This window comes from Pseudomonas sp. TH39(2020), assembly GCF_016650715.1.
In the GTDB taxonomy this organism is placed as follows: Bacteria; Pseudomonadota; Gammaproteobacteria; order Pseudomonadales; family Pseudomonadaceae; genus Aquipseudomonas; species Aquipseudomonas mandelii_C.
Window position 1 is genome coordinate 1,310,648 of sequence record NZ_JAEKFF010000007.1, and the last position, 18,228, is coordinate 1,328,875.

The 18,228-nt window shown below is 58.5% G+C and carries 15 protein-coding genes; 9 read left to right on the plus strand and 6 right to left on the minus strand.

Going from position 1 to position 18,228, the window contains the following annotated elements; translation table 11 throughout:
• Positions 1-3 precede the first annotated feature (3 nt).
• Complete coding sequence (locus JFU47_RS26445; RefSeq protein ID WP_201186808.1) at positions 4-951, minus strand: DMT family transporter; 948 nt, start codon at positions 949-951, stop codon at positions 4-6.
• 92 nt (positions 952-1,043) lie between these two features.
• On the opposite strand from JFU47_RS26445, the gene JFU47_RS26450 reads away from it, so the two are divergent.
• Positions 1,044-2,453, plus strand: coding sequence for an aminotransferase-like domain-containing protein (locus JFU47_RS26450; RefSeq protein WP_201186810.1), 1,410 nt, complete (start codon positions 1,044-1,046; stop codon positions 2,451-2,453).
• A gap of 123 nt (positions 2,454-2,576) precedes the next feature.
• On the opposite strand, the gene ppsR is transcribed toward JFU47_RS26450, so the two are convergent.
• The gene (gene ppsR / locus JFU47_RS26455) at positions 2,577-3,395 is read right to left on the minus strand and encodes a posphoenolpyruvate synthetase regulatory kinase/phosphorylase PpsR (RefSeq protein WP_123369280.1); all 819 of its coding nucleotides are present in this window, start codon (positions 3,393-3,395) and stop codon (positions 2,577-2,579) included.
• A gap of 174 nt (positions 3,396-3,569) precedes the next feature.
• Here ppsR and ppsA point away from each other — a divergent pair, with 174 nt between their 5' ends.
• The 8 genes from ppsA (at position 3,570) to JFU47_RS26495 (ending at position 11,780) form a co-directional block, all read left to right on the plus strand.
• The gene (ppsA, locus tag JFU47_RS26460) at positions 3,570-5,945 is read left to right on the plus strand and encodes a phosphoenolpyruvate synthase (protein WP_201186812.1); all 2,376 of its coding nucleotides are present in this window, start codon (positions 3,570-3,572) and stop codon (positions 5,943-5,945) included.
• A gap of 249 nt (positions 5,946-6,194) precedes the next feature.
• Complete coding sequence (locus JFU47_RS26465) at positions 6,195-7,184, plus strand: alpha/beta fold hydrolase (RefSeq protein WP_201186814.1); 990 nt, start codon at positions 6,195-6,197, stop codon at positions 7,182-7,184.
• Between the two features lie 121 nt (positions 7,185-7,305).
• Positions 7,306-7,797, plus strand: coding sequence for a ribonuclease E activity regulator RraA (gene rraA, locus JFU47_RS26470; protein ID WP_123369283.1), 492 nt, complete (start codon positions 7,306-7,308; stop codon positions 7,795-7,797).
• 26 nt (positions 7,798-7,823) lie between these two features.
• Positions 7,824-8,819, plus strand: coding sequence for a zinc transporter ZntB (locus tag JFU47_RS26475; RefSeq protein WP_201186816.1), 996 nt, complete (start codon positions 7,824-7,826; stop codon positions 8,817-8,819).
• Positions 8,820-8,882: 63 nt separating this feature from the next.
• The gene (locus tag JFU47_RS26480) at positions 8,883-9,131 is read left to right on the plus strand and encodes a hypothetical protein (protein WP_008146303.1); all 249 of its coding nucleotides are present in this window, start codon (positions 8,883-8,885) and stop codon (positions 9,129-9,131) included.
• Positions 9,132-9,133: 2 nt separating this feature from the next.
• Entirely contained in the window at positions 9,134-9,958 is an 825-nt protein-coding gene (locus tag JFU47_RS26485) for a mechanosensitive ion channel family protein (protein ID WP_008027407.1), read from the plus strand.
• An 89-nt stretch (positions 9,959-10,047) separates the two neighbouring features.
• The gene (gene sigX, locus JFU47_RS26490) at positions 10,048-10,638 is read left to right on the plus strand and encodes an RNA polymerase sigma factor SigX (protein WP_010456518.1); all 591 of its coding nucleotides are present in this window, start codon (positions 10,048-10,050) and stop codon (positions 10,636-10,638) included.
• A 107-nt stretch (positions 10,639-10,745) separates the two neighbouring features.
• Positions 10,746-11,780 carry an OmpA family protein gene (locus JFU47_RS26495; RefSeq protein WP_140679787.1) on the plus strand — a complete coding sequence of 345 codons (1,035 nt, stop codon included), beginning with the start codon at positions 10,746-10,748 and terminating at the stop codon, positions 11,778-11,780.
• Between the two features lie 112 nt (positions 11,781-11,892).
• On the opposite strand, the gene cobA is transcribed toward JFU47_RS26495, so the two are convergent.
• Genes cobA through nirB form a run of 4 tightly spaced genes read right to left on the minus strand, consistent with a single transcriptional unit; the run spans position 11,893 to position 18,152 of the window.
• Entirely contained in the window at positions 11,893-12,660 is a 768-nt protein-coding gene (gene cobA / locus JFU47_RS26500; RefSeq protein ID WP_201186817.1) for a uroporphyrinogen-III C-methyltransferase, read from the minus strand.
• 10 nt (positions 12,661-12,670) lie between these two features.
• Positions 12,671-15,385: a nitrate reductase gene (locus JFU47_RS26505; RefSeq protein WP_201186818.1), complete on the minus strand. Its 2,715-nt coding sequence runs from the start codon at positions 15,383-15,385 to the stop codon at positions 12,671-12,673.
• Complete coding sequence (nirD, locus tag JFU47_RS26510) at positions 15,385-15,702, minus strand: nitrite reductase small subunit NirD (RefSeq protein ID WP_008146292.1); 318 nt, start codon at positions 15,700-15,702, stop codon at positions 15,385-15,387. The genes JFU47_RS26505 and nirD overlap by 1 nt, the downstream gene beginning before the upstream one ends.
• Entirely contained in the window at positions 15,699-18,152 is a 2,454-nt protein-coding gene (gene nirB / locus JFU47_RS26515; RefSeq protein ID WP_201186820.1) for a nitrite reductase large subunit NirB, read from the minus strand. Before nirB ends, nirD begins: the two co-directional genes overlap by 4 nt.
• Positions 18,153-18,228: the final 76 nt, after the last annotated feature.

The following is an 18,228-nucleotide window of genomic DNA, read 5'->3' on the forward strand; positions in this document are numbered from 1 at the left end:
CGCCTAGGGGTTTGTTTTTTTGCCGAGGATCCACTTTTCCACAGGCAATTTGGTGATCGCAAACCCCGTCAGCAAAATCGCCGAGTACATCATCAGTTCCCGGGACAAGGTTTGCCCCTCGTACCAGGCACCGATGATCACCGCGAACACCGGAAAAATGATGAACACAAACGACAGAATGATCGGACTCAGGCGTTTGAGCAGTATGAAATAAACAATGAATCCGCCCACCGACGCCACGAGCCCGAGATAGAGCAGGGCGCTCCAGGAACGCAGGCTGATCGCAGCAAACACAGGCGTTTCGAAGTGCAATCCCGCGACAAAAAGCATCAACCCGGCGATGCCAATGGGCAACGTGTTGTAGGTGATGACGCTGATCGCCGTACCGTGTTTTTTAGTCACCACGTAACACAGCGCATGCATCACCGCCGCGCAGAGGATCGCCAACACTCCGAACAATTCGGCATGGTCCAGATGAAACCCCTGGCTGCGGATGATCATGAACAGGCTGCCGAAACCGATGGCGATGCCGAGCACTTGCGAGGGATAGATTTTCTCCCGCAAAAACAGCGCGGAGAACAGCAGGATGAACACCGGCATGCAGCTGAACAGCAGCGCCGTCAGGCCGGACGAAACGTGCATCTCGCCGTAGTTGAGCAAGTAGTACGGCAGGCTGAAATACGACAGCGTGACAAAGACAAAAAACCAACGGCTTTCCTTGGGAAACTGCAGCGGCTCGCGACGTATCAGGGCGAAGCCGAGAAAGAGTGGGAAGGCGATGAGGAACCGCAGGCCGGCGGCGGTCAGCGGCGGCACGCTTTCAACCGCAATCTTGATCCCGAGCCACGTGGTGCCCCAGCTCAGGCACACGATCAGGAACAGCACGCTGGTGACCAAGGCGGCGAGCCAGGGTTTTGCAGTACATGAAGGTGCACTGACGGCAATGGACATGAGTGAGCTCCTTTTATGTTCGGAATTGACCTTCATCTGCAAAAGGTCTATCCCTGATTGAACCTGTTTCAAGCAGGCTATTCGGGGCTGGAATGACTGTCAAAATAAGTATTGCCATGGTGTCAATCCTGCGCGACGGCCTGGCAAACGGTCTGGGTGTGAAATACAAACGCCTCGCCGACGCGGTCGAAAAAGGCATCGCTGAAGGGCTGATCGAGCCCGGCTGCAAATTGCCGCCTCATCGGTTGCTGGCGGATAGCCTCGGCGTGACCATGGGTACCATCAGCCGCGCTTACGGTGAACTCGAACGCGTGGGATTGGTGGTCGCTCGCGTAGGAGACGGCACCTATGTGCGTCAGCGCGGGATGGAACGACCGCGGGACGGTGGCTTTCGCAATGTCAGTGATGAGCCTCGGGCGTTTTTTGACATGAGCCGTAATCAACCGATTCCGGGGCAGGAAGCGCTTTTTTTGAGTCAGAGCCTGCAAGCGTTGTCCCTTGATCCTGAGGCGTTGCAACACATCAGCGGCTACACCGTCGATGTCGGTTTGCCACGCTATCGTGCGGCGGGCGCGCACTGGCTCAGGCATAAAGAGTTTGTCCCGAACGCCGAGCAGATCGTTTGCGTGAACGGCGGCCAGCACGGTTTGTTGTGTGCCTTGATGGGGTTGCTCAAGGCGGGCGATACGTTGGTGACAGAGCACCTGACCTACCCGGGATTGATCAGCGTCGCACGCCAGCTCGGGATAAAACTCATCGGCGCCGGGATGGATGACGAAGGACTGATGCCCGATGCGCTGGAGGAGGTTTGCCGCAACCATCGAGTCTCAGCGCTGTATTGCACGCCGACGATCCAGAATCCTACGGCTGCCGTGATGTCCGTCGCACGGCGCGAGGCGATTGCAGAGGTCTGTCGGCAGCACAATCTGTTGATCTTTGAAGACGAAGCCCACGCGGTATTGGCTCAACATCGACCGTTACCCTTGAGCCATTTCGCCCCGGAGCGTTCGGTGCTGATTGGCAGTTTGAGTAAGGCGGTATCGGCAGGTTTGCGGGTCGGTTACCTGCATGCGCCGCAACCGTTGATCGGACGCTTGAGCGCAGCCGTGCGTGGGACGTGCTGGATGGCCAGTCCGCTATCGCTGGAGGTGGCGAGCCTGTGGATAGAAAATGGCATAGCCGAGCAGTTGCTGGGCCAGCAGATTACCGAGATCGGTCGGCGCAAGGCGTTGGTAAGCGGTGTGCTGGAAGGCTTGGCGTGCAAAACCCATCCCCATAGCCCGCACTTCTGGATCGAAGTGCCCGAGCCGTGGCGGGCCTCGCAGATTGCTGAGGAGCTCAAGGCGAATAATTATCTGGTGGCGACTGCCGAGGTGTTTGCGGTCGGACATGGGGCTGTGCCGCAGTTCATCAGGGCGAGTGTTTGTAATTCGGCGGGGGATGATCGGTTGTTGCTGGGCGGGTTTGACGCATTGGCGGCAGCATTGGCAGAGACCGTGTAATCGCTCTTCGTGAGCAGGCTCGCTCCCACAGTGGATCTCTGTCGTACACAAACGTTGTGTCCAATGGAGATCAATTGTGGGAGCGAGCCTGCTCGCGAAAGCAGTGTAACGGGCGCCGCAGAACTACTTGAACCGCCGCTCCACGCCTTTCTCCACCAGGATCTTCGCCGAAATCTCTTCCACCGAAAAATGCGTGGAATTGATGTGCGGAATGTTCTCGCGACGGAACAGATTCTCCACCTCACGCACTTCGAATTCGCACTGGGCGTAGCTCGAATAGCGGCTGTTGGGTTTGCGCTCGTTGCGGATCGCAGTGAGGCGGTCCGGATCGATGGTCAGTCCGAACAGCTTGTGCTGGTGGGCGCGCAGGGTGGCAGGCAGTTGCAAGCGTTCCATGTCGTCTTCGGTCAGCGGGTAGTTGGCCGCGCGGATGCCAAATTGCATGGCCATGTACAGGCACGTCGGCGTCTTACCACAACGCGACACGCCCACTAGGATCAGGTCCGCCTTGTCGTAATAATGCGTGCGCGCACCGTCGTCGTTGTCGAGGGCGAAGTTGACCGCCTCGATGCGTTCCATGTAATTGGAGTTGCTGCCAATCGAGTGGGACTTGCCGACGGTGTAGGAAGAATGCTCGGTCAATTCCTGTTCAAGAGGCGCCAGAAAGGTCGAGAAAATATCGATCATGAAACCATTGGACGTTGCGAGGATCTCACGGATGTCCTGATTGACGATGGTGTCGAAGATGATCGGCCGAAAGCCATCGTTTTCAGCGGCTTTGTTGATTTGTTGTACCATGACCCGCGCTTTATCCGCGTTGTCGATGTACGGCTTCGTGAATTTGCTGAAGGTAATGTTTTCGAACTGCGCCAGGAGGCTTTGACCCAGGGTTTCGGCTGTAATGCCGGTGCCATCGGAGATAAAGAAAGCAGATCGTTTCATTTGCACCTTGGGCCTTAAGCTAGTGACGAATCTTGGATATGATAGGCGCGATTTGCTGGCCGCCAGTGGCCCGCATTCTCACTTATTTTCCAGGTCCAGGCCATACAGCTGGCAAACGCTCCATAGAGCAGCCGGCTTCTGAGCTTTTCCAACACAGTTAGTGGAGAGATCACCTTGGTAGAGTACGTAGTTTCCCTCGATAAGCTCGGCGTCCATGATGTAGAGCACGTAGGGGGCAAGAACGCATCCCTGGGCGAGATGATCAGTAACCTTGCAGGTGCCGGTGTATCGGTGCCCGGTGGCTTCGCCACGACAGCTCAGGCTTATCGTGATTTTCTCGAGCTGAGCGGCCTGAACGATCAGATCCACGCCGCCCTCGACGCCCTGGACGTCGACGATGTCAATGCCTTGGCCAGGACCGGCGCCCAGATCCGTCAATGGATCATGGAAGCCGAATTCCCCGAGAAGCTCAACGCCGAGATCCGCACCGCGTTCGCCACGCTGTCGGCCGGCAACCCTGACATGGCCGTGGCCGTGCGCTCTTCCGCTACCGCCGAAGACCTGCCGGACGCTTCCTTCGCCGGTCAGCAGGAAACCTTCCTGAACATCCGTGGTGTCGAAAACGTTATTCGCGCCGCCAAAGAGGTGTTCGCTTCGCTGTTTAACGATCGCGCCATTTCCTACCGCGTCCACCAGGGCTTCGACCACAAACTGGTTGCCCTGTCGGCCGGCGTGCAGCGCATGGTCCGCTCCGAAACCGGCACCGCCGGCGTGATGTTCACCCTCGATACCGAATCGGGCTTCCGTGACGTGGTGTTCATCACCGGCGCCTACGGCCTGGGTGAAACCGTCGTACAAGGCGCGGTGAACCCGGATGAGTTCTACGTCCACAAAGGCACGCTGGCAGCCGGTCGTCCGGCCATCCTGCGTCGCAACCTGGGCAGCAAAGCCATCAAGATGATTTACGGCGAAGTGGCCACGGCCGGTAAATCGGTCAAGACCATCGACGTCGACAAGGCTGATCGCGCACGTTTCTGTCTGAGCGACGCCGAAGTCAGCGAGCTGGCCAAGCAAGCGATGATCATCGAGAAGCACTACAAGTGCCCGATGGACATCGAATGGGCCAAAGACGGCGACGACGGCAAGCTCTACATCGTTCAGGCCCGTCCTGAAACCGTGAAGAGCCGCACCCAGGCCAACGTCATGGAACGTTACCTGTTGAAAGAAACCGGCACCGTGCTGGTTGAAGGTCGCGCCATCGGCCAGCGCATCGGCGCCGGCAAGGTACGGATCATCAAGGACGTGTCCGAGATGGACAAAGTCCAGCCAGGCGACGTGCTGGTCTCCGACATGACCGACCCGGACTGGGAACCGGTCATGAAGCGCGCGAGCGCCATCGTCACCAACCGTGGCGGTCGTACCTGCCACGCGGCGATCATCGCTCGCGAACTGGGCATTCCGGCCGTGGTCGGTTGCGGCAACGCCACCCAGCTGTTGAAAGACGGTCAGGGCGTGACCGTTTCCTGTGCTGAAGGCGATACCGGTTACATCTTCGAAGGCGAATTGGGCTTCGACATCAAGAAAAACTCCGTGGACGCCATGCCTGATCTGCCGTTCAAGATCATGATGAACGTCGGCAACCCGGACCGCGCCTTCGACTTCGCGCAACTGCCGAACGCCGGTGTGGGCCTGGCCCGTCTGGAATTCATCATCAACCGCATGATCGGCGTGCACCCCAAGGCGCTGCTGAATTACGCCGGGCTGCCGCAGGACATCAAGGACAGCGTCGACAAGCGCATTGCCGGCTACGACGATCCGGTCGGTTTCTATGTCGAGAAACTGGTTGAAGGCATCAGCACCCTGGCCGCTGCGTTCACCCCGAAAAAGGTCATCGTGCGTCTGTCGGACTTCAAGTCCAACGAATACGCGAACCTGATCGGCGGCAAGCTCTACGAGCCGGAAGAAGAAAATCCGATGCTGGGCTTCCGTGGCGCTTCGCGTTATATCAGCGAATCGTTCCGTGACTGCTTCGAACTCGAATGCCGTGCTCTCAAGCGCGTGCGCAACGAGATGGGCCTGACCAACGTCGAAATCATGGTGCCGTTCGTCCGTACCTTGGGCGAAGCCAGCCAGGTCATCGACCTGTTGGCGGAGAACGGTCTGAAGCGCGGCGAAAACGGTCTGCGCATCATCATGATGTGCGAACTGCCGTCCAACGCGATCCTCGCTGAAGAGTTCCTTGAGTTCTTTGACGGCTTCTCCATTGGCTCCAACGACCTGACTCAGCTGACGCTGGGCCTGGATCGTGACTCCGGGATCATCGCGCACCTGTTCGACGAGCGTAATCCGGCGGTCAAGAAGCTGCTGGCCAACGCGATTCAGGCCTGTAACAAGGCTGGCAAGTACATCGGCATTTGCGGTCAGGGTCCTTCGGACCACCCTGATCTGGCCAAATGGCTGATGGAGCAGGGCATCGAAAGCGTTTCGTTGAACCCCGATTCCGTACTGGAAACCTGGTTCTTCCTGGCTGAAGGTCAGGCTCCGGCCTGATAGGTGAGTGAAGCCTCGGTCAAGTGGCCGAGGCTTTGAGATTCTGTGTCCTATCTCGGCAATGCGTTCAATTTTGATGTGTGGATTTTGCTGGCAGGCAAGGCGCCGTGACGAGTCATAGCTTGCTATGGGGAGGAGCGGCAACGCAGCATGCCAGCAAAAGACGCCGTCAAAATTGAACAGTCATTGTCGAGATAGGACTCATGGGCGGGCTCCTCTGGAAGCCGCCCTTTTTTGTGCAAGAGCATTATGCAAAGCAGCAGCAACCTATTTCCTGTCGCCCTGATCAGCGCCGAGCGGCGCGGCGATCTGAGCGAAGACGTCTATCGTCTGAAACCCGGCAACAGCCCTGATGGCACCGTCGAACTGGCTGTGACGCGCCTGGGCATGGCGGATGGCTCAGACGCGCGTGGCGTTCCGGTTATTTTGCTTCACGGCAGCTTTTCCAATCGACGGTTCTGGTTTTCCCCGAAGGGGCTCGGACTGGGCGCCTATCTGACGCGTCTGGGATTCGATGTATGGATTCCCGAAATGCGTGGTCACGGCCTGTCCCAGCGTAACCAGAACTACCGCAAGAATCGTGTTGCCGACTACGCCCGTTACGATTTGCCAGCCATTGGCGCGTTCGTGCGCGAGCAGAGCGGCCAGATCCCGCACTGGATCGGTCACTCGCTGGGCGGGATTACCCTGGCGGCGGCATTGGGTGGTGAGTACATCGGCGAGCCGGTGGTGGCTTCCGCGGCGTTTTTCGGTACGCAAGTCAGCCGCACCTATTGGCCGTTGAAAATTCCGCCGGTGGAGTGGAGCGGGCGCTTCATTCTCAAACGCTTTGCCCAGCTGTCCGGTTCACGGCTCAAGCGCGGCCCGGAGGACGAGCCCATTGGCCTGGCCCTGGAAAGCATGCGCTGGTATGGCTTGTTCGGGCGCTTTGGCGATGCCGACAAGGATTGGTGGGCCGGATTGGCCGACGTTCAGTTACCGGTATTGGCCGTGAGTGCCGCAGGTGACCATCAGGACCCGACCTGGGCTTGTCGCAAGCTGTTCGATCAGGTGGGTTCCGAGCATAAGCAATTCATCAACCTGGGTCGCGAGCAGGGTTTTGGCGATAATTTCGGTCATGTGCAGATGCTCGTCAGCAAAGCCGCCCAGACTGAAGTCTGGCCCCTGGTGGCGCGCTGGCTGGAAGATCAGCAGACGCCATTGCTGGGTGAAAAACCGGATCTGGCCACGGCAGTCTGAGCCCGATGCTCTAACAAGGGCATTTCGCTCTGTTCGGCTTGCGGCTAAGATATGACGCATTGAGCTGTTCTGGTCACGTTTCGACACCCTCGATTGTCTTCCTCTTTACAGGAGTTTCTCGATGAATCATTACCTCACGCCTGACCTGTGCGACGCCTATCCGGAGCTGGTGCAGGTGTTGGAACCGATGTTCAACAATTTCGGTGGCCGTGATTCTTTCGGCGGCGAAATCGTGACCATCAAATGTTTCGAAGACAATTCGCGGGTCAAGGAGCAGGTCGAGCTCAAGGGGAATGGCAAAGTGCTGGTGGTCGACGGTGGCGGTTCCCTGCGTCATGCGTTGCTGGGTGACATGCTGGCCGAGAAGGCCGCGAAAAACGGTTGGGAAGGGCTGGTGATCTACGGTTGCATCCGCGACGTAGATATCATCGCGCAGACCGATCTGGGCGTTCAGGCCCTGGCCAGCCACCCGAGGAAATCCGACCGGCGCGGGCTAGGCGATCTCAACGTTGCGGTCACTTTTGCCGGTGTGACGTTCCACCCGGGCCACTATATCTATGCGGACAACAACGGCGTGATCATCTCGCCAAGTCCGCTGAAGATGCCTGAATAAAGCGCGACACCAACAAAGGGATGAGGATGTTCGAGGAAGAAAACGCGCAGTGGGGGCTGGTGCATGCCCTTGTGCTGGACGGTAAAGGCGGTGCGCGTTCGATAGCCCGGACTGAACTCGATGACTTGCAGCTGCAGGCCCATGAAAGCCTGTGGCTGCACTGGGATCGCAGTCACCCGCAAACCCAGACCTGGTTGCGCAAATCCAGCGGTCTGAGCGAATTCAGCTGTGATCTTTTACTTGAAGAAAACACCCGTCCGCGTCTTTTACAGCTTTCGGACAGCGAGCTGCTGCTATTTTTGCGTGGGGTCAACCTGAACCCGGGCGCCGAGCCGGAAGACATGGTCTCGGTGCGGATTTTTGCGTCAGCCCAGCGGGTTATTTCTCTGCGTTTGCGTCCATTGCGCGCCACCGATGATTTGCTGGTGCAGCTCGCCGAAGGCAAAGGACCGAAAACCGCGTCAGAACTCATCCTTTATATGGCGCAATACCTCACCAACAAGGTGCAGGATCTGATCGGTTGCCTCTCGGAAGTGGTCGATGAGGAAGAAGAAAAGCTGGATGCCGACGAACGGTACACACCCGAGCACGGAGCCGTTTTACAGATCCGGCGCAGGGCTGCTGCGTTGAAGCGCTTTCTCGCTCCGCAGCGGGACATTTTCGGTCAGTTGACGCGGATAAAACTGCCCTGGTTCGTCGAAGATGATGGCGATTACTGGAACGAATTGAACAACAGCCTGACCCGATATCTTGAGGAGCTGGAATTGACCCGGGAGCGGGTGGGGCTGGTCCTCGAGGCCGAAGATAGACGTTTGAGCGTGCGCATGAATCGCACGATGTACCGCTTCGGGATCATCACCGGGATCTTTTTGCCGATGAGTTTTCTGACCGGTCTGTTGGGGATCAACGTCGGCGGGATTCCGTTCTCTGCAAGCCCCTATGGCTTCCTGATTGCGTGTCTGATGATGGTCTCGGTGGCGATGGGGCAGTGGTGGTTATTCCGACGTTTGCGCTGGGTCTGAGGGTGAGCCATGTGACCCGAGCAAATTTGACCGCGTCTTTCACAGACATCACGAGAGGTGCGTATGCACGATCCGTTTGAACAGTCTTTGCGTGACATGCTCAAGGCATCACCGTCCACCCGGGACGACGATGCGTGCCTTGGGCGTGTACTGAAAACCGCCAACCGCCAGGTCGGCGCCGGTGATCTGTTCAGCTTGCTGGGCCGTTGGCTGCCCGCGCTGATGATTGCCTTGAATAACGGATCGGCCCATGTCGCTCCGGTTTCCCGTCACCGTAAACCTACCGTTCGCACTGCTGATAAGGCTGATTGAATATGGAACTTGATCTCTGGACTCAGAGCCTCGTCACTGCAATGACTGCGTTATGGACCAAGGTTGCAAATTTCATCCCGAACCTGTTCGGCGCACTGGTTGTGCTGCTGTTGGGTTTCGTCGTTGCGAAACTTTTGGACACTTTGTTGTCCAAGTTGCTCGCCAAACTGGGGCTCGATCGCCTGATGGGCGGCACCGGTCTGACAAAATTGCTGTCCCGGGCCGGCCTTCAAGTGCCCATCTCCACCTTGATTGGCAAGATTGTCTATTGGTTCGTTCTGCTGATTTTTCTGGTTTCTGCCGCAGAATCCCTTGGACTTGAGCGAGTTTCGGCTACGCTTGACATGCTTGCGCTGTATTTGCCGAAAGTATTTGGCGCCGCGCTAGTGCTGCTGGTGGGTGTTTTGCTCGCGCAATTGGCCAATGGGCTGGTGCGTGGTGCAGCAGAGGGCGTGGGGCTGGACTACGCTGCGGGCCTGGGAAGAATTGCCCAGGGCCTGGTGATTATCATCAGTATTTCGGTTGCAATCAGCCAGTTGGAGGTCAAGACTGACCTGCTCAACCACGTGATTGTGATCGTTTTGATTACCGTTGGTCTGGCAGTTGCGCTGGCCATGGGGTTGGGAAGCCGGGAAATTGCCGGTCAGATTCTTGCGGGAATCTATGTGCGTGAGTTGTATCAGGTTGGGCAACAAGTGCGTGTTGGCGAGGTCGAAGGTCAGATCGAAGAGATCGGCACGGTTAAAACCACATTGCTGACCGATGAGGGCGAGCTAGTCTCTCTTTCCAATCGGATCCTCCTGGAACAGCATGTGAGTAGCCGCTAACCCGGCAAACCCTGCTAATGTATGCCGCCGCAAAAATGCCCTGAAAAGGGTTGCGGCGGACATTGACCTGACTGTCGGCCCGACTTGTTTTGAATAAAGCTCAATCGCTGTCCACGCGCTACGACCCCCGCGAGCTCTCTGATGAGGAGTTGGTCGCGCGCTCGCATACCGAGCTGTTTCACGTAACGCGCGCCTATGAAGAACTGATGCGGCGTTACCAGCGAACATTATTTAACGTCTGTGCACGGTATCTTGGGAACGATCGTGACGCAGACGATGTCTGTCAGGAAGTGATGTTGAAGGTGCTGTATGGCCTGAAGAACTTCGAGGGGAAATCGAAGTTCAAGACATGGCTATATAGCATCACGTACAACGAGTGCATCACGCAGTATCGGAAAGAACGGCGAAAGCGTCGCTTGATGGATGCTTTGAGTCTGGACCCCCTCGAGGAAGCGTCTGAAGAAAAGACGCCGAAACCTGAGGACAAGGGTGGACTTGATCGCTGGTTAGTGTATGTGAACCCGATTGACCGTGAAATTCTGGTGCTACGATTTGTCGCAGAGCTGGAATTTCAAGAGATCGCGGATATCATGCACATGGGTTTGAGTGCGACAAAAATGCGTTACAAACGTGCTCTAGATAAATTGCGTGAGAAATTTGCAGGCATTGCTGAAACTTAGTTCGGCGCAAATATCTCTTACGTGTAGGCAAGTTCTGATAGACTTGCCGCCGAGTTGTCCCCCGGTTTGCGGGACTGCTTCACAATCACCAGATGGGGATTTAACGGATGAAACTGAAAAACACCTTGGGCTTTGCCATTGGTTCTCTTATTGCCGCTACTTCGTTCGGCGCGCTGGCACAAGGCCAAGGCGCAGTTGAAATCGAAGGCTTCGCCAAGAAAGAACAGTACGACAGCGATCGTGACTTCAAAAACAACGGCAACCTGTTTGGCGCTTCCGTAGGCTACTTCATCACCGACGACGTCGAACTGCGTCTGGCTTACGACGAAGTGCACAACGTGCGTTCCGATGACGGTCGTAACGTTAAGGGCGCTGATACCGCTCTGGACGCTCTGTACCACTTCAACAACCCAGGCGACATGGTTCGTCCATACGTTTCGGCCGGTTTCTCGGACCAGAGCATTGGCCAGAACGGCGGTGGCGGTCGTAACCGTTCCACTTTCGCCAACGTTGGTGGCGGTGCCAAGCTGTACTTCACCGAGAACTTCTACGCCCGTGCTGGCGTTGAAGCTCAATACAACATCGACCAGGGCGACACCGAGTGGGCTCCAAGCGTCGGTATCGGTGTGAACTTCGGTGGCGGCTCCAAGCCTGCTGCTGCTCCAGTTCCAGCACCAGCTGAAGTCTGCTCCGACAGCGACAACGATGGCGTTTGCGACAACGTTGACAAGTGCCCGGACACCCCAGCCAACGTAACTGTTGACGCTGATGGCTGCCCAGCAGTTGCTGAAGTTGTTCGTGTTGAGCTGGACGTGAAATTCGACTTCGACAAGTCGGTAGTCAAGCCTAACAGCTACGGCGACATCAAAAACCTCGCTGACTTCATGAAGCAGTACCCATCCACCAGCACTACTGTTGAAGGTCACACTGACTCCGTCGGTCCTGACGCTTACAACCAGAAACTGTCCGAGCGTCGTGCAAACGCCGTTAAGCAAGTTCTGACCAACCAGTACGGTGTTGAATCGTCCCGCGTTCAGTCTGTTGGCTACGGCGAATCCCGCCCAGTTGCTGACAACAAAACTGAAGCTGGTCGCGCTGTAAACCGTCGCGTAGAAGCGCAGGTTGAAGCTAACGCTAAGTAATTAGCGCGCAGCTCTGAAAAGCCCGGCTCAGGCCGGGCTTTTCTTTGTCTGCGATTTGGGTTTCAGATTGGGGTTTGCGTCGCTTTTAAAAGATCGCAGCCTGCGGCAGCTCCTACAGGTTGTACGCAGAAGCTGTGTAGGAGCTGCCGCAGGCTGCGATCTTTTGACTTTCTTCGCAGGCCGCGACCGCACCGATCACCAGGATCGCCGGGCTTTTGAGTTCGAAGCTGTAGGCATCTTCTTCCATCGCTGTCAGGTCGCTCCGACATTCCCGTTGGTGTGGCAGGGAAGCGTTTTCAATCATTGCCACCGGTGTATCTGCCGCCATTCCACCGGCGAGCAACTGCTCACGAATCTCGCTCAGTTTTGCGACACCCATATACACCACCAGCGTCGTGCCACCTTGGGCCAGTGCCTGCCAGTTCAGGCTGCTGCCATCCTGAGTGTGGGCGGTGACCAGTGTCACGCCACGAGCAACACCCCGCAGTGTCAACGGAATATCGCATTGCGTTGCACCGGCAAGCCCGGCAGTGATGCCGTTGACCAGTTCGACTTCGACCCCATGTTCGCGCAGCCACTGCGCTTCTTCGCCGCCCCGGCCAAAAATGCACGGGTCGCCGCCCTTGAGCCGCACCACGCATTTACCGTGGCGGGCATAACGCAGCATCAGGCGATGAATGAATGCCTGAGGCGTGGAGCGACAGCCGCCGCGCTTGCCCACGGGAATGATCCGCGCCTGCGGGCAGTGCTCCAGCACCGCATCGTTGACCAGATCATCGATCAGCACCACATCCGCTTCGCTCAACGCCCGCACGGCCTTGAGGGTCAACAATTCCGGATCGCCAGGACCCGCACCCACCAGCCAGACTTTTGCGCTCATAGTGTTTTCCTCACGAGGTGACGGCGACCGGCTGCGCAGTGGCGGCCAGCAAACGCTTGATTTCCGGGACGCAGGAGCCGCATTGCGTGCCGCAGCCCAATTCTTGTTTCAAACCTTGCAGATCCAGGCCGCGGCTAATGCCGGCGCAGACCGCGCTTTGGCTGACGTTTTTGCAGTTGCACAGGGTTTTGTTACCGATGGCCGGCGTATTGGCGTTGCCCGGTGGGGCGCTCAGCGGTGCCAGCAGCCAGCGCCGCAGTTGTTCGTCAGCGCGACCTTCCAGCCACAGGCTTTGCAGCCAGTGTTGGGCAAGGGTTTCGCCGGCCAGGCGAATCGCGGTGATCCGGCCGTTCTCGATCCGTACCCGTTTACCGATAGAGCGCCGTGGGTCGTCGTAGGCCAAAACCGGGCCATCGTTGAGTCCCAGGCATTGATCGATATCACGCAGCAGTTGCGGGTCGGGCGCGACGGCGCTGGCAGCGCGTATCAGCAGCGCGGGGCGTTCACGGCCGGCCAGGCTGAGGCTAACGTAGGAAAACGCCTCACAGAGCGGTCGTAGCGTCTCAAAATTCTGTTGAATATCGCCTTCGATCAGGGCGAATAGCTGCCATGGGAGATTTACAGGTTCGAGACGCACGCCGCTGTGTTTGAGTTCAGGCTGTTTCGATAGCGGGTCGAAGGCGGGAAGAGTGAGGGTGTTTACGCCACCCTTGAGGAAGCGGTCACCCCAATGCATTGGCAAAAAGGCCTGACCAGGTCGCACGCTGTCGTCGCCTCCAACGGCGACAATCACCGCGCCACGGCGACTTTTCAGGCTGACCAGGTCGCCAGATTGCAGCCGATGCCGACGCAGTTCATCCGGGTGCAGACTCAACACGGCTTCGCTGACATGGCCGAATAGCTGTGCGGCGGTGCCGGTGCGGCTCATGCCGTGCCATTGGTCCCGCAGGCGGCCGGTGATCAGGGTCAGCGGGAAGCGCGCGTCGCGTTGTTCCTTGGCGGCGCGGTACGGGTCGGCCACGAAGTGCGCACGCCCACTGGCCGTCGGGAAAATTCCGTCCAGGTACAGCCGGGCCGTACCTTCGCTGGCGCCAGTGGGGAAGGGCCATTGCTGCGGACCGAGGCGGTCGATCAGCGCATGACTGATGCCGGACAAGTCCAGATCACGCCCGCGGGTCAATTGCTTGTACTCGTCGAAGACCTGCGCCGGGTTTTCAAAGGCAAACAGGCTGGTTTGCCCTGGACGCAGATATTTTTCCAGGCGCTGTGCGAAATCCACGGTGATGGCCCAGTCTGAGCGGGCTTCGCCGGGTGCGACGATGGCTCGGCGAACGTGGGAAATGCGCCGTTCGGAGTTGGTCACCGTGCCGTCCTTTTCGCCCCAACTGGCGGCAGGCAGTAGCAGGTCGGCGAAGGCGGCGGTTTCGGTGGTGCGGAAGGCTTCCTGTAACACCACGAACGGACAGGCCTCCAGTGCGGCGCGCACGGCGGTTTGATCCGGCATTGATTGCGCGGGGTTGGTGCAAGCGATCCACAGCGCCTTGATCTTGCCGCTGCGCACCTGTTCGAACAGTTCAATGGCGGTAAGCCCGGTGTTTTCGGGGAGTTGTTCAATGCCCCAATAGTCCGCCACTTCCGCGCGATGTTCGGCATTGGCTGCCTCGCGATGGCCTGGCAGCAGGTTCGACAAGCTGCCGGTTTCGCGGCCACCCATGGCATTCGGCTGACCGGTCAGCGAGAAAGGTCCTGCGCCGGGGCGGCCGATTTGCCCGGTGGCCAGGTGCAGGTTGATCAGTGCGCTGTTTTTCGCGCTGCCGGCGGTGGACTGGTTCAAGCCCATGCACCAAAGCGACAGGAAGCTCGGTGAAGTGCCAACCCATTCGGCGCATTGCTGCAGTTGCTCGACGCTGATCCCGCAGAGCTGCGAAACCATCTGCGGCGTGTAATCGCGCACCAGGTTTTTCAGTTCGGCCAAGCCTTCGGTGTGGGCCTTGATAAAGTCGCGGTCGACCCAGTCTTCCCACAGCAGCAGGTGCAAAATCCCATGGAATAAGGCGACATCGGTGCCTGGCAGAATCGCCAGGTGCAGGTCAGCCAGATCGCAGGTGTCGGTACGACGCGGGTCGATGACGATGACTTTCATCTGCGGCCGGCGGGATTTTGCTTCCTCCAGGCGACGGAAAAGTATCGGGTGGGCGTAGGCCATGTTGCTGCCGACGATCATCACGCAGTCGCTCAGTTCCAGGTCTTCGTAGCTGCACGGCGGGGCGTCGGCACCCAGGCTGCGCTTGTAGCCGACCACTGCCGAAGACATGCACAGGCGCGAATTGCTGTCGATGTTGTTGGTGCCCACCAGCGCTCGCGCCAGTTTGTTGAAGGCGTAGTAATCCTCGGTCAGCAATTGCCCGGAAATGTAGAACGCCACGCTGTCCGGGCCGTGTTCGGCAATGGTCTCGGCAAAAACGCTGGCGGCGTGATCGAGGGCGGTGGCCCAGTCGGTGCGGCTGCGGGCCAGGCCTTTGCCCAGGCGCAGTTCGGGATATAACGCCCTGGCTGCGAGGTCGCCGGTGAGGTGCAAGGTAGAACCTTTACTGCACAGTTTGCCGAAGTTGGCCGGGTGGGCCGGATCGCCGCTGACGCCGAGAATGCGCTCGCCGTCATGCTCGATCAGCACGCCGCAGCCGACCCCGCAATAGCAGCAGGTGGAAGCGGTGATCTGGTTCATCAGCTTGCTTCCCGCAGGGCCAGCAACACCCGGCCATTCTCGACCCGTGCTGAATGGTGGTGAGCGCAACCGATGTCCGGGGCCTGGGCTTCACCGGTTTCCAGGTCGATCTGCCAGTTATGCAGCGGGCAGGCGACCCGTTTGCCGTAGATCAAACCTTGGGACAGTGGCCCGCCCTTGTGCGGGCAGCGGTCATCGAGTGCGAAAACCTCATCGTCGCTGGTACGAAAAATCGCGATGTCGCCTTTCGGGCCGGCAATGATCCGGGAGCCCAAGGCATTGATTTCTTCCAGTGCACAGATATCCAGCCAGTTCATGCCAGCACCTCCAGATTCTTCACTGTGATGACGTCGAATTCTTTCTTCAGCAGTGGTTGTTCCAGGCGTTCCTTCCACGGGTCCTGTTCGAACGACAAGGAGAATTGCAGGCGATCGTTGAGTGCCTTGCGGCGCTCCGGGTCTTCCAGCACGGCTTTCTTGATGTGCTCCATGCCGACCCGTTGCAGGTAGTGCACGGTGCGTTCGAGGTAGAAAGCTTCTTCGCGATAGAGCTGCAGGAACGCGCCGTTGTATTCACGCACTTCTTCGGCGGTCTTGAGCTTGACGAAGAATTCCGCGACTTCGGTCTTGATCCCGCCGTTGCCGCCGATGTACATCTCCCAGCCCGAATCCACGCCGATAATTCCGACGTCCTTGATGCCCGCTTCCGAACAGTTGCGTGGGCAGCCGGAGACGGCCAGTTTCACTTTGTGCGGCGACCACATGTTGAACAGGTCGTGCTCAAGCTCGATGCCCAATTGCGTGGAGTTTTGCGTACCGAAGCGGCAGAACTCGCTGCCGACGCAGGTCTTCACGGTGCGGATGGATTTGCCGTAGGCGTGGCCGGACGGCATGTCGAGGTCCTTCCAGACGCCCGGCAAGTCCTGCTTCTTTATCCCCAGCAAATCGATACGCTGGCCGCCGGTCACCTTGACCATTGGCACGTTGTATTTATCGGCCACGTCGGCAATACGCCGCAGTTCCGAAGGATTGGTCACACCGCCCCACATCCGTGGGATTACAGAGTAAGTGCCGTCTTTCTGAATGTTGGCGTGGGCCCGTTCGTTGATCAGCCGCGATTGCGGGTCGTCCTTGGCTTCGCCCGGCCAGGTGGAAATCAGGTAGTAGTTGAGCGCCGGGCGGCACGTGGCGCAGCCGTTCGGCGTGCGCCAGTTCAAATAGCTCAGGGTGCCGGCGATGGTCAGCAGATGCTGCTCGCGGATGGCCTGACGGATTTGCCCGTGATTCAAGTCGCTGCAACCGCAGATGGCTTTTTCGCTTTTCGGTTTGACGTCGGCTGCGCCGCCCACGGTGTTGATCAGGATCTGTTCCACCAACCCGGCGCAGGAGCCGCAGGAGCTGGCAGCCTTGGTGTGTTTCTTGACGTCGTCGACGCTGAACAGCCCGTGTTCCTGAATCGCCTTGACGATGGTGCCTTTGCACACGCCGTTGCAGCCGCAGACTTCGGCGGTGTCGGCCATGTTCATGGCTTTGTCCTGGCCTTGATGTCCTACGTCACCCAAGGCGTTTTCACCAAACATCAGGTGATCGCGGATCTCGTCGATGGCGTGATTCTCACGGATCTGCCGGAAATACCAGCCACCGTCTGCCGTATCGCCGTACAGACAGGCCCCGACCAGCACGTCATCCTTGATCACCAGTTTTTTGTAGACCCCGCCGATAGGGTCGGAGAGGGTGATGGTTTCGGTGCCTTCGCCGCCCATGAAGTCGCCGGCGGAGAACAGGTCGATGCCGGTGACTTTCAATTTGGTCGACGTCACCGAACCCTTGTAGGTGGCGAAGCCCAGTTGGGCGAGGTGGTTGGCGCACACCTTGGCCTGTTCGAACAGCGGCGCCACCAGGCCGTAGGCGATGCCGCGGTGGCTGGCGCATTCGCCGATGGCGTAGATGCGCGGGTCGTAGGTTTGCATCGTGTCGTTGACCAGAATCCCTCGGTTGCAGGGGATGCCGGATTTTTCCGCGAGTTCGGTGTTGGGGCGGATACCGGCGGCCATCACCACCAGGTCGGCGGGGATGATGTCGCCGTTCTTGAACTCAACCGAGCCGACCCGGCCATTGCCGGCATCGTGCAGGGCCTGGGTTTGCTCGCAAAGACGAAAGTGCAGGCCGCGGGCTTCCAGGGCCGTTTGCAGCAACTGGCCGCTGGTTTTGTCCAGTTGCCGTTCCAGCAGCCATTCACCGATGTGCACCACGGTGACGTGCATGCCGCGCAGCATCAGACCGTTGGCGGCTTCCAGACCGAGCAGGCCGCCACCGATCACAACGGCGTGCTTGTGGGTTTTCGCCGTGTCGATCATTGCCTGGGTGTCGGCGATGTCGCGGTAGCCGATCACGCCGTGCAAAGTGTTGCCGGGGATCGGCAGGATGAACGGAGTCGAACCGGTGGCGATCAGCAGGCGGTCGTATTCGGCTTCGGTGCCGTCTTCGGCGATGACCCGGCGTTTGACCCGGTCGATCTCCACCACTTTGCGGTTGAGCAGCAGCTTGATGTTGTTTTCCAGGTACCAGTCCAGATCGTTCAGCACGATCTCTTCGAAGGTCTGTTCGCCGGCCAGTACGGGTGACAGCAGGATGCGGTTGTAGTTGGTATGAGGTTCGGCGCCGAAGACCGTGATGTCGTACAGCTCATTGCTCAGCTTGAGCAGTTCTTCCAGGGTGCGAACCCCGGCCATGCCGTTGCCGATCATCACCAGTTTTAGTTTTTTCATCAGGTTCTCCGGGGGAGCTCAGACTCGCCTCATCAGGGCTTTCAGGTCTTGCTCGACAAATTTTGCGCAAACAAAA